The sequence below is a fragment of the Arthrobacter oryzae genome (assembly GCF_003634095.1).
GTDB lineage: Bacteria > Actinomycetota > Actinomycetes > Actinomycetales > Micrococcaceae > Arthrobacter > Arthrobacter oryzae.
Genome location: NZ_RBIR01000005.1, coordinates 12,164 through 24,147, shown reverse-complemented (window position 1 = coordinate 24,147; position 11,984 = coordinate 12,164). Strand labels below are relative to the sequence as shown.

Annotated in this window: 11 protein-coding genes; 3 read left to right on the top strand and 8 right to left on the bottom strand. The window is 66.1% G+C overall.

The annotated features are described in order from the left end of the window. Positions 1-146: 146 nt before the first annotated feature. A complete protein-coding gene (locus tag C8D78_RS12450; protein WP_120954189.1) occupies positions 147-1,436 on the bottom strand; it encodes an adenylosuccinate synthase in 1,290 nt (429 codons plus the stop codon). A gap of 439 nt (positions 1,437-1,875) precedes the next feature. Between C8D78_RS12450 and C8D78_RS12445 the strand changes: the two genes are divergently transcribed. Together C8D78_RS12445 and C8D78_RS12440 are read left to right on the top strand one after the other, a co-directional pair. Continuing rightward, positions 1,876-3,084, top strand: coding sequence for a cobalamin-independent methionine synthase II family protein (locus C8D78_RS12445; RefSeq protein WP_120954187.1), 1,209 nt, complete (start codon positions 1,876-1,878; stop codon positions 3,082-3,084). A gap of 221 nt (positions 3,085-3,305) precedes the next feature. Then, on the top strand, positions 3,306-3,938 hold the full coding sequence (locus C8D78_RS12440) for a uracil-DNA glycosylase family protein (RefSeq protein ID WP_120954185.1): 633 nt from the start codon (positions 3,306-3,308) through the stop codon (positions 3,936-3,938). A 98-nt stretch (positions 3,939-4,036) separates the two neighbouring features. Here the strand turns inward: C8D78_RS12440 and C8D78_RS12435 are convergent, their stop codons facing one another. From C8D78_RS12435 to C8D78_RS12420, 4 genes are all read right to left on the bottom strand, one after another. After that, positions 4,037-4,462 (bottom strand): DUF3151 domain-containing protein, encoded by a 426-nt coding sequence (locus tag C8D78_RS12435; RefSeq protein WP_120954183.1) that lies wholly within the window; start codon positions 4,460-4,462, stop codon positions 4,037-4,039. 2 nt (positions 4,463-4,464) lie between these two features. After that, positions 4,465-5,484 carry a class II fructose-bisphosphate aldolase gene (gene fbaA / locus C8D78_RS12430; RefSeq protein ID WP_116768767.1) on the bottom strand — a complete coding sequence of 340 codons (1,020 nt, stop codon included), beginning with the start codon at positions 5,482-5,484 and terminating at the stop codon, positions 4,465-4,467. 169 nt (positions 5,485-5,653) lie between these two features. Continuing rightward, positions 5,654-7,627, bottom strand: a complete 1,974-nt coding sequence (locus C8D78_RS12425; RefSeq protein ID WP_120954181.1) for a S53 family peptidase — start codon at positions 7,625-7,627, stop codon at positions 5,654-5,656. A gap of 84 nt (positions 7,628-7,711) precedes the next feature. Then, positions 7,712-8,359, bottom strand: a complete 648-nt coding sequence (locus tag C8D78_RS12420) for a TrmH family RNA methyltransferase (protein ID WP_120954392.1) — start codon at positions 8,357-8,359, stop codon at positions 7,712-7,714. Between the two features lie 163 nt (positions 8,360-8,522). Between C8D78_RS12420 and C8D78_RS12415 the strand changes: the two genes are divergently transcribed. Then, entirely contained in the window at positions 8,523-9,377 is an 855-nt protein-coding gene (locus C8D78_RS12415; protein ID WP_120954179.1) for an HAD-IIA family hydrolase, read from the top strand. A gap of 37 nt (positions 9,378-9,414) precedes the next feature. Here C8D78_RS12415 and C8D78_RS12410 read toward each other — a convergent pair whose 3' ends face one another. From C8D78_RS12410 to C8D78_RS12400, 3 genes are all read right to left on the bottom strand, one after another. Then, positions 9,415-10,443 (bottom strand): thioesterase domain-containing protein, encoded by a 1,029-nt coding sequence (locus C8D78_RS12410; RefSeq protein WP_120954391.1) that lies wholly within the window; start codon positions 10,441-10,443, stop codon positions 9,415-9,417. Between the two features lie 119 nt (positions 10,444-10,562). Then, positions 10,563-11,108, bottom strand: coding sequence for a hypothetical protein (locus C8D78_RS12405; protein ID WP_120954177.1), 546 nt, complete (start codon positions 11,106-11,108; stop codon positions 10,563-10,565). Between the two features lie 95 nt (positions 11,109-11,203). Further along, positions 11,204-11,977: a GAF and ANTAR domain-containing protein gene (locus C8D78_RS12400; protein ID WP_120954175.1), complete on the bottom strand. Its 774-nt coding sequence runs from the start codon at positions 11,975-11,977 to the stop codon at positions 11,204-11,206. Positions 11,978-11,984: the final 7 nt, after the last annotated feature.

Sequence of the window (11,984 nt, the reverse complement as noted above, 5' to 3'; positions counted from 1 at the left end):
GCCCTGCCGGGTAACGCGACCATCGTCGCCCCCTGCGACCAGGACCCAACCCTGAGCACGCAGCAGGCGCCGGCGGGGCTTAACGACGGCGGCGGGCCGCCCTTTCCAGGGTGGCCCGCCGCCGTCGTACGCCAGTTACTTAAGCGCTAGTCGTTGATGAGGTCGTTGACCACGATCGTCTGGTCGCGGTCCGGGCCGACGCCGATCGCGGAGAAACGCGTGCCGGAGAGCTTCTCCAGCGCCAGGACGTAGTTGCGGGCATTTTCCGGCAGGTCTTCCAGGGTGCGTGCGCCGGTGATGTCCTCGGTCCAGCCTTCGAAGTATTCGAAGATCGGTTTGGCGTGGTGGAACTCGGTCTGGGTCATAGGCATTTCGTCGTGCCGCACCCCGTCGACGTCGTACGCCACGCAGACCGGGATCTGCTCGATGCCGGTGAGGACGTCCAGCTTGGTGACGAAGTAGTCCGTGAAGCCGTTGACGCGGGAGGCGTGACGGGCCAGGACGGCGTCGTACCAGCCGCAGCGGCGCGGCCGGCCGGTGTTGACGCCGAACTCGCCGCCGGTCTTCTGCAGGTACATGCCCATCTCGTCGAACAGTTCCGTCGGGAAGGGACCTGCGCCCACGCGGGTGGTGTACGCCTTGATGATGCCGATCGAGCGCGAGATGCGGGTGGGGCCGATGCCGGAACCCACCGAGGCGCCGCCCGCGGTGGGGTTCGAGGACGTGACGAACGGGTAGGTGCCGTGGTCGACGTCGAGGAAGGTGGCCTGGCCGCCCTCCATGAGGACCACCTTGCCCTCGTCCAGGGCCGTGTTCAGGACAAAGGTGCTGTCAATGACCAGCGGGCGGAGGCGTTCGGCGAAGGACAGGAAGTACTCCACGATCTCGTCCACCTCGATGTCGCGGCGGTTGTAGACCTTGACCAGGAGCTCGTTCTTCTGGCGCAGGGATCCTTCGACCTTCTGGCGCAGAATCGAGGCGTCGAACACGTCCTGGACACGGATGCCGAGGCGGGCCACCTTGTCCATGTACGCCGGGCCGATCCCGCGGCCGGTGGTGCCGATGGCACGGCTGCCGAGGAACCTCTCGGTGACCTTGTCCAGGACCTGGTGGTAAGGCGCCACGAGGTGGGCGTTGGCGGAGACGCGCAGCTTTGAGGTGTCCGCGCCGCGGGCCTCGAGGCCGTCGATTTCCTGGAACAGGGCCTCCAGGTTCACCACGCAGCCGTTGCCGATGATCGGCACCGCGTTCGGGCTCAGGATGCCGGCAGGAAGGAGCTTGAGCTCGTACTTCTCACCGCCCACGACGACGGTGTGCCCGGCGTTGTTGCCGCCGTTGGGCTTGACGACGTAGTCAACGCGGCCGCCGAGCAGGTCGGTGGCCTTTCCTTTGCCTTCGTCGCCCCACTGGGCTCCGACGATCACGATTGCTGGCATGGGATCCTCCCCCATTCGTTCGGGCCGAGCCCTGGTTGAATCACCTGGTGATCACCGCAGCTCAGCGCCGTTCATGAGAATGCCCCGAATCTACCGCTGTGCTCTTACCCAACGCCAGAGTTCCGGGGCTCTTACCACCCAAGTTTAGCCGAAAACGGTCTCCGGCATCGCTTTGGGTCCCTGTTTGGCCGCGGCGGCCAGCCTGCGGTGAACGCCAGGGTGGCTTCTGCGAGGTCCGGCCACGCAATCGCACGACACATAGCGGACGTGACTTGCGGGACGATCGGGCGTGCAATTAAGTGAGAGTGACCATCCCGAGCGGCCGAGGGACCTGGACCGTTGACGCCGCAGCAACCCCGCCGGACACCGCCTGCTTAACTGCGGCCGTCGTGACCGGCAACGGTGCTACCGCCAGGACCGATGGAAAGGAAACCGCGCCATGTCCCAGAACACCGATCACATCCGCGTCACCCATGCCGGCTCGTTGCCCCGCACGCCCGAACTGATTGCCGCGAACGAGGCCAAGGAAGCCGACGGCATCACGCCCGAATTCCTGGACCTGCTGGAAACCTCCGTCGCGGACGTCGTCCAGCGCCAGAAGGATCTCGGCATCGACATCCCCAATGACGGCGAGTACGGTCACACGATGTCCTCTGCCGTGGACTACGGCGCCTGGTGGAATTACTCCTTCTCCCGGCTCGGCGGCCTGGAACCGACCGACGTGGACCGCTGGGCCGACGCCAAGGCGCACCGGTCCTCGCCGGGCCACATCGTCCTGACGTCCTTCCCCGACCGCCGGGACCGGCAGAAGTTCGATGACGCCTACAACGATCCTTCCTCGGGGATCCTGACCCACCGCCGCGCGGTCACGCAGCCCAAGATCGCCGGGCCGCTGACGTACACGGGCCAGGCGCACGTGGCCTCGGACATCGCCAACCTTAAGACCGGCCTGGCCGCGGCGGGCCTCACCGAGGGCTTCGTCGCTTCCCTCTCCCCCGGTTCATGCGCCCGCGTAGCCAACGAGTATTACCGCAGCGATGAGGAACTCCTCTACGCCTGCGCCGACGCCATGCGTGAGGAATACAAGGCCATCATCGACGCCGGCCTGACGGTCCAGCTCGATGACCCGTCCCTGGCCGAGAGCTGGGACCAGATCAACCCCGAGCCCAGCCTCGAGGACTATCTGAAGTTCATCCAGCTCCGGGTCGAAGCCACAAACTGGGCGCTGCGCGGCCTCCCCCAGGACCGGATCCGGCTACATGTCTGCTGGGGCTCCTGGCACGGCCCGCACACCACGGACATCCCGTTCGCTGACATCCTCGGCCCGGTCCTGCAGGTCAATGCCGGCGGCTACTCCTTTGAAGCGGCCAATGTCCGGCACGAACACGAGTGGCGGGTGTGGGAAGACGCCAAACTCCCCGAGGGCAAGGTCATCATCCCCGGCGTCGTCTCCCACGCCACCAACGTCGTGGAGCACCCGGACCTCGTGGCGGACCGGATTGTGCGTTTCGCGGACCTCGTCGGCCGCGAGAATGTGATTGCGTCCACGGATTGCGGGCTGGGCGGCAGGGTGCATCCGCAAATTGCGTACGCCAAGCTGGAGGCCCTCGGCGAAGGCGCACGCCGCGCCACCAAACGTCTCTGGTAGCCGCGCCGCGGCTGGGCCGTGGCCTCATCCGGGCGCGCACCGGGCCGTCGGCGTGCGGAGCCGGTGCCGCATTTCGCGGGGCTTGATAGACTGATAAGGATCGATCAGGAATCGGTCCACACCACATTTTCAAACCACACCAATGCTTCGCGCGGCCGGTATTCGGCGTGCCCGCAAACGGTGTGGCAGCTTTGCCAATCCCGCAGGAGACCCAGCAACATATGACAGCCCTGGCCACTGAAAATTTCCGCGAAGAGCTCCTGAGCCGCCGGTACGAACCCAACGTCGCCGCCGTCAACGAGCTCTGTGACGCCCTCCAGGCAGCCAAAGCTGGCACCGCTGTCCCCTATGTTGACCCCATGCACGACGTCGACGAGTGCCGCATCATCAGCCTGTACTCCAACATCGGCACTGCGGACGCATCAGGCTTCATTACCGCCGGCGACGACGAGGCAGCCACCCGCATGCTCGGCATCCAGTGGAAGCTGGGCCTGCGCCCCGAGTTCGTCATGCCCTGGAACGTCCACCCGTGGCACGTGGGCGACGAGCCCAACGGCAAGTTCACTCCGGACCAGATCTCGGCCGGACTCAAGCCGCTGCTGAAGTTCCTGGCCCTCGTGCCCCGCGCCTCCGTGATCGTGGCCCACGGCACCGAGGCCAACCGTCTTGCCAACCTGCTCCTCAAGACCGAGGTGCCCATGATTTGGCGCCGCGGGCTGAAGACCTACAAGGTCCGGTCCCTCAGCGGCCGCGCCTTCGCCGGCACCCCGGCCCGCCAGGAGGAGTACCTCGCGGAAATGCACACCGCCTACGCGGACGCCATGGCCCGAACGGGTCTGGCCAAGACCAGCTGATCCACCCGCACCAAACAACAACGCGGGGTCACTTACGGTCCATCCCACCACGGTGGATGGGCCGTAAGTGACCCCGCGTTGCGTCGTTTGGCGTCGTCTCAGCCCTGGGCTTCGATGGCCGCCTTGGCGCCGGGATCGGAATCGTTGAGGAACTTTGCGATCCGTTCCGGCTCGTCGGCCTCACCGATCGCCGCGGACGCACGGCCCAGCGAGTAGAGGGCGCGCAGGAAGCCGCGGTTGGGTTCGTGCTCCCACGGGATGGGCCCGACTCCGCGCCAGCCGTTGCGGCGCAGCGAATCCAGGCCGCGGTGGTACCCCACCCGCGAGTACGCGTAGGAATCGATGGTGCGTCCCTCATCCCACGCCTCTTCGGCCAGGATGGCCCACAGGAGCGAGGACGTGGGGTGCTTCGCCACGAGGTCCATGGCTTCCTGGCCGAGCGCGAGGTGCTGGTAGATCTCAGTCTCGGCAGGCAGGAGCGTGGGCTCGGGACCCATCAGGTTCTTGCGGAACTCATCGGACATGGTTAGAACGTCTTGCCGGTGGAGCCGAGCTGCTGGGCGGCCTCGACCACGCGGGCGGCCAGGCCGGCTTCGGCGGACGCGCCCCAGACGCGGGGGTCGTACAGCTTCTTGTTGCCGACCTCGCCGTCAACCTTCAGCACGCCGTCGTAGTTGCGGAACATGTGGTCCACCACCGGGCGGGTGTAGGCGTACTGGGTGTCGGTGTCGATGTTCATCTTGATCACGCCGTAGGAGACCGCGTCGGCGATTTCCTTCTCGGAGGAGCCGGAGCCGCCGTGGAAGACGAGGTCGAACGGGTTGGCCTTGCCGATCTTGGCCCCGACCTGCTCCTGGATGTCCTTGAGGATCTCCGGGCGCAGCTTGACCCCGCCCGGCTTGTAGACGCCGTGGACGTTGCCGAACGTCAGGGCCGTGATGTAGCGGCCGTTTTCGCCGGAACCGAGCGCGTCGATGGTGGCCAGCGCGTCCTCGACCGTGGTGTAGAGCTTGTCGTTGATGGCGTTCTCGACGCCGTCTTCCTCGCCGCCCACAGTGCCGATCTCAACCTCGAGAATCATCTTGGCGGCCGCGGTGCGCTCGAGCAGTTCACGGGCGATCCGCAGGTTTTCCTGCAGGGTCTCGGCGGAGCCGTCCCACATGTGGGAGTTGAAGAGGGGGTTGCGGCCGGCCTTGACCTCGGCCTCGGAGGCTGCGAGCAGCGGGAGCACAAAGCCGTCCAGCTTGTCCTTGGGGCAGTGGTCCGTGTGCAGGGCGATGTTGACGCCGTAGTTCTTGGCGACCTCGCGGGCGAAGGCGGCAAAGCCCAGGGACCCGGCAACCATGTCCTTGGTGGAGGCGCCGGACCAGTAAGCCGCGCCGCCGGTGGAGACCTGGACGATGCCGTCGGACTCGGCCTCGGCGAAGCCGCGGAGGGCGGCGTTCAGCGTCTGGGAGGAGGTGACGTTGACGGCCGGGAATGCGAAGCCGCCCGTCTTTGCGCGGTCGATCATCTCGGAGTAGATCTCTGGGGTTGCGATGGGCATGCTGACTCCTCGTCAAAAGCAGTGGTAGCTACATGGCTATGTACATCCTAGCCACGTGCGCCCCGGAGCCGAATAACGTGAAGCCGGGTCCGGGAAATGTTCCCGGACCCGGCTTCAGGCGGAGGCGGATGTGTTACGCCGCAGCCTCCGACGGAGCGGCGCCGTGCGGCTAGTGTCCCGCGATGGTCGTCGCGAACTGGACGGTCATGCTGCCGACGCCGGTGACGTCGTCATAGCCTGGCGAGGTGGACAGTGAGGTGTCCTTGTCGGTGCCGACCAGGTAGCTGTTGCCGCTGACCGGGCTGGAGAAGACCATGGCCTGGGGGTTGATCTGGGGCATCACGTCCCGTGCTCCCGAGGCGGCCGTCTTCGATGCCGCGTAGATGGCAGGGTTGGCGAAGCCGACGGTTTTTCCGGTCGCGGACTGTGCGATCGCCATCTGCGCCGCGGTCAGGGGGCACGCCAGCGAGGTTCCGCCGTACCCGGTGGTTTCATAGGAACCGGTGTTGAGAGAGTGGTCGTTGGAGATCGGGCTGATCCCCACCTGGTAGCCGGTGTACGGATCGGCAAGGGAGGCGACGTCCGGAGATACCCGGTGCCCGTTGGCCAGCGCGGCCGGGACCGTGCCCTTCTGGTAGTCGGGCTGGTCGAACACCGCGCTCGTCCCGCCGCCGGCGCCGAAGCGGAACGCACCCGGCAGGTCACCGGCGTAGCCGAGGCTGCCGTCGGGGTTCGGGACGATGCGGTTGCGGGTGGTTCCCCAGCCGGTTTCGAAAAGGTAATCGTTGTTCTTGCCCACGGCCAGGCTGGTTCCGCCGACTGCCGTAACGAAGGGCGAGCTGGCCGGGAAGTCCGGCGACGCGTAGCCCAGGCTCGCCTTCTCGTCCCCGTTGTCTCCGCTGGAGAAGTAGAGCCCGACGCCTTCGCCTGCCGCCTGAAGGTGAATGTTCTGCATGCCCATCAGCGCGTTCGGGGAGACCGCCTCGCCGACGTAGCCGTAGCTGTTGCTGACAATGGTGCTGAGCTTCTTGTCCAGGATGGTGGACATCGCGACGTCAATCCCCGCGCCGCAGTTGTTCCCTCCGACGTAGAGGATATTCGCGGCGGGGGCGAGCCCGTGTACGGCCTCGACGTCGAGCGTCTGCTCACCCTGCCAGCCGCTGGGCTGTCCGCACAGCGCCTGGTCCATGAACAACCGGGAATCCGGCACGATTTGCTGGTACTGCCCCGCCTTGAGGGCAGGCAGGCCGTTCTTCTGCGAGTACGTGTTCGCGTCGGATTCGATGCTGGGCGAGGCGTAGGCGTCGATGATCGCCACAGTCTGGCCCGCGCCCGCCGTCGTCGGGGACGTCACCCCGTAGGCGCCCTGCAACTGCGCCGGTGTGTAGCCGCAGATGGCGGTGCCGAAGCTCGTTGAGTCGTACGCTGACGGGACGGTGACTTTGTTCTGCTCCCAGTAGTTGGAGCACGGCGCGTCAACCGGCGCCGGGCCGACCGGCTTGCCGGAGGCCTGGGCCTGGTCCGAGGAGCCCGCGCTGGCCAGCGAGGGGCGGGTGAGTAGCCGTCCCTGGTCGATGGAGATCGCCTGGACCTTGGCGGCGAGGTTCGCGGGCAGGGACGGTGCCGTGGAGGGGCCTATCAGGCTCTGGCCGCCGAAGGAATAGGTCTGCTCGGTTGTGCTGAAAGCGGCGTTGATCTGGGCGACGGTGCCGCGGAAGACCACGTAGAGCCCGCTCGCGGGGACCGACGTGATCACCATGCCCTGCGCCTTCAAGTGGTCAACGACGGCGGCGACGTCGGCCTTGGCCGGCCCGTACTTGGCGATCCAGTCCGCGGGCGAAAGGTAGTGCTGGTACTGCGGATTCCCCGGCGTGGACACGGCGGTGGCAAACGCCTTGGCCGCTCCGGCGTCGGGCAGGTTCAGGTAGATTTCGCCCTCGACCGTCGTGTTACTCAGCGGAACGCCGGTCTTGGTGCGGGAGCCCGCCCAAGGCGGCACCGAACCCGGATAATTGTTCGACGGCGGCGGTGTGGGCGGGGCTGCGACGGCGGACGTCGCGGTCAGGCCGACGGCAAAGGCAAGCGAAGTTCCAAGGACGAGCAGGCGCGTGGCGCGCCGGGATTGCGAAGTTGAGACCTTCATGAGATGTCTTCCCCTAGGCGGGCGCCCTTTGCGCCCACACACGCCAGAGCCTAAACGGCCAAAGCCGATCTGACTATAGATGCCTCAGGAAACTATCTGGCCGAACACGTGGCGGCGAACCCAGGCGTGCATGGCGATGGCCGCGGCGGAGGCGGCATTGATGGACCGGGTGGAGCCGAACTGCTCGATCGACAGGGTGTCCGCAGCCGCTTCGTGGACCTCGGGCGACAGCCCCGGGCCCTCCTGCCCGAAGACCAGCACGCAGTCCTTCGGCAGTTCATAGGTCTCCAGGGGCACCGAGTCCGGAAAAATGTCGATCCCGATGATCGCCAGGCCCTCGCCCTGCGCCCAGGCCACGAAGTCCGCCACGGTGGGATGGTGGCGGATGTGCTGGTAGCGGTCGGTGACCATGGCCCCGCGGCGGTTCCACCGGCGTCGTCCGATGATGTGGACTTCCTTGGCGAGGAACGCGTTGGCGGTGCGCACGACCGTGCCGATGTTCATGTCGTGCTGCCAGTTCTCGATCGCGATGTGGAAGTTATGGCGTTTGGAGTCCAGGTCCGCCACGATCGCTTCGTGCTTCCAGTAGCGGTATTTGTCCACCACATTGCGCCGGTCCCCGTCCGCCAGGAGGTCCGGGTCCCAGTGCTCGCCCTGCGGAAGTTCGCCTGCCCAGGGGCCGACGCCGACCTCCGCCTTGGGCAGGGTCTCAGTGTCAGCCTCTTCGGGCATCTCCGCGGGCGTCCCTGCGGTTGCGCCTTCGGGGATCTGTGCCGCCGGGGCGGCCAAAGGCTCTGCCGCGGGCAGTGCACCGGCGTCGCCGGGAATCTCGGGTTCAGTCACGCCTCAACATTAGACTGGGACTGGCATCGGCACATTATCGGCGGAGGACACCATGGCAGAACAGCGCGAAGACCACAGGGACAACCCGGACCAAGTGCTTTCATCAAAATCGATTTACCGCAGCGGCCAGGAAATCGAATGCTGGCTGACGGACATGGACGGCGTCCTCGTTCACGAGAACCAGCCCATCCCGGGCGCGTCCGAGCTGATCCAGCGCTGGGTGGATACCTCCAAGCGCTTCCTCGTGCTGACCAACAACTCGATCTTCACGCCGCGGGACCTCGCCGCGCGGCTGAGCTCTTCCGGCCTGGAAATCCCCGAGGAGAACATTTGGACCTCGGCCCTGGCCACGGCGCAGTTCCTCAAGGACCAGGTCCGCGGCTCGGAGTCGGGGAACCGCGCCTACACAATCGGTGAGGCGGGGCTGACGACGGCGCTGCACGAGGCGGGCTTCATCCTCACCGACCAGAACCCCGACTTCGTGGTGCTCGGCGAGACTCGCACCTACTCGTTTGAAGCCATCACCATGGCCATCCGCCTGATCCTGGCCGGCGCCCGCTTCATTGCCACCAACCCGGACGCCACCGGGCCCTCGAAAGACGGCCCCATGCCTGCCACGGGGGCCATCGCTGCCCTCATCACCAAGGCCACGGGACGCGAGCCGTACATTGTGGGCAAGCCCAACCCGATGATGTTCCGTTCGGCGATGAACCAGATCGACGCCCACTCGGAAACCACGGCCATGATCGGCGACCGGATGGACACGGACATCATCGCCGGCATGGAGGCGGGGCTGCACACGGTGCTGGTGCTCAGCGGCATCACGCACCGGGACGACATCGCCGCCTACCCGTTCAGGCCAAACCAGATCCTCAATTCCGTGGCGGACCTCAAGAACCAGATCTGACCCGGCAGCGTCGGCGCGTCGGCGGCGTCGGGGCAAATCAGAACGCGGTCTTCTTCCCGCCGCCGCCCGGCAGCGGGAAGAAATCGTCCTGGAGCTTGTCGATGATGGGCCGGTAGACGAACGGGCTCCAGCCGGGGCTCGCGTGCTCCGGCCTAGCCCCGTCGGTGCGCAGATTGTCCGAGACCATGTTGGCTTTGAAGGTCAGCGACCACGAGTCACGGGCGGACTCGTAATCCACCGTCTTGTCCCCCGGGTTGCCAATGAAAGCCATCTTGGCGTCGCCGAGCTTCCCGACGAAGCGGCTGGCGTCAAAGTGATAGATGTAGGCGGATTCGGACTGGATCAGCACGCTGGAGGGCGCGATAGGCGACAGCTGCTCCAGGGTCTGGTCCACCACCTGGCTCCAGCTGCGCTCATTCTTATGCAACATCCTCTCGCCGAGCTCGTAGCCCCCGCGCAGCACGGAGGGGAAGCGGAAACCGCTCTCATAGAGCAGCACCACACCCTCGAACCAGCTTTGGTCCAGCACGTCGTGCCGGCTCTCGGGGCTGGAGTCAAGGAGGATGAACGCCACTTCGACGCCGTGGAGCTCAAGCAGGCGGGCGGCAACCTGGGTTGCCACCATGCCGCCGAAACTGTGGCCGTAGAAGTACAGCGTGGTCAGCTGGTGGGCGCGCACGTGCTCGATCACGGCAATGACCACCTCGTCGATGTCCAGTCCGTTGTTGGAATACCCGACGGCGGCGAGCTGGCCCCTCTTGTTCAGCGAGCCACGCAGGGCGTTCAAGATCCACAGGGCCTCTTCCCAGCTCGTCTTGTAGCCGGGGAACAGGATCCAGCTGGCGTGGGGAAAATACCGCTCGGCGAAGTCGTCGTTCACTTCGAGGATCCGGTTGATCCGCCGTTCGTTCTGCACGCGCTGGGTGAACAGCATGTCCGCCGCCAGCAGCGACGCGGAGCCGGCGCCGATCAGGAAAGTGCGCCGTGAAAACCGTTTGAGTTCCGCGGCGTAGCGGAGCAGGTGGGCCTCGGCAGGACCGGGCCCACTCGGATGATTCGGTTCCATCTTGGCCGGCACATGACTACCGTAACCACGCTCCTGCGAGGAAGAGAAACCGGACCGTCCCGATGCGACGGAACGCCGGCGGAAACGCCGCCGACGCCCGCCCCGGAACCGCCTCCGGACTAGGCGGGCTCGGGCTCCCGGCCGACCTCGCGGCGGCTGATCTCCATGCCGATGTCCTCGTAGGTCGCCAGGAGTTCGGAGCGTGCCATGTCGGCGGGGTCATCGAGTCGGCCGAACACGGAGTCGCTCGCCGCGAACAGTTCGTCATCGGAGAACCGGGTCAGCTGCCGGGTGCCGGAGGAGTCCAGCGAGACCAGAAATTCGCCCGAGAGATCAAGGGCCGGCAGTGCCGAAAAATCGTCGCCGTGCGGGGTCAGTTCCAGGGAGACACCGCCGGGGGCGGGCATCCCGGCGATCTCTGCGCCGAGGCTCCCGCCGTCGACCGCGTTGAGGTCATTGCGCAGTCCTGAGAGCGCGGAGGATTCCACAATCCAAGCCTGGCCGAGGTCCACGCGGATGTGCGAGCCGATGCCCATCCGGCGAATGCGCTGGATGATGTTCATCAGGGAGGTGCGGGATCTCTGTGTGAGGCTCCCCCGGACATCGATCCGGACGACGTCGGAAACGACGTCGAGTCTAACGTGGGCTTGCAGAGACTGGTCCATAGGTACTCCAAAGAAGGGTGACTATGGCCGACGGCTCAACCGCACCAAGCGTATCCTCGCCAATGGTGGCGCACAAGTCATAGGCGACTGCCGGTTCAGACTGCCTGCCGCCGGCCCGGCTCTTCAAAGTGCGTCCGGGTGCCGGTTCCGCCCACCGACTGGACAAGGGAAGTTGCGATGTCGCGCAGCTTCACGTTGCCGTTGCTGGAGGCGTCCGTGAGGATCCGCACAGCGGTTTCCTGGTCACAGCGGTTCTGTGCCATAACGATCCCCACCGCCATGTCGATGACGGTCCGGGATTCGAGCGTGGCGCGCAGATTGGTGGCGCTGTCCGTGTGCAGGGAGAACCGGACGGCCAGCCGCAGGGCCTGGGAGATTTCGCGGGTGTAGCCACGCGCCCGGGCCGCGACGTCGCCGTCGAATTTGTGCGGAACATCGGAGTAGAGATTCAGCGCCGCCTGGGCTTCGCCCTGGAGGTGGAACGGCACCGACAACACCGAGCGCAGCCCGTGCGAGGCCACCGCCGTGGCATAGTCCGGACCCCAGCGGTCCTCGTCGAAGAGGTCCGGGACGTAGACTTCCCGTTCCTCCTTGGCGGCCGTGAGGCAGGGGCCCTGGGAAAGCGAGTACTGGATTTCGTCGACTTCCCGCGCGGAATCGCTGCTCCACCCGATCGTGGCGGCCTTGCGGTCCCGCAGCAGGGTGATTCCGCACAGCGCGTCGTCGCCGGAGCCCGCGACCTGGTGCGCGGAAAAACGCGCCAGCTCGTTGAGGAACTCTTCGAAGTCCGTGCTGTCGAGGATCAGGTTCTGGATCTGATCGACAGTACTGATGGAATCAGCCGTCAGGGCTTCATTGGGCGGGAGCATGTCGCGT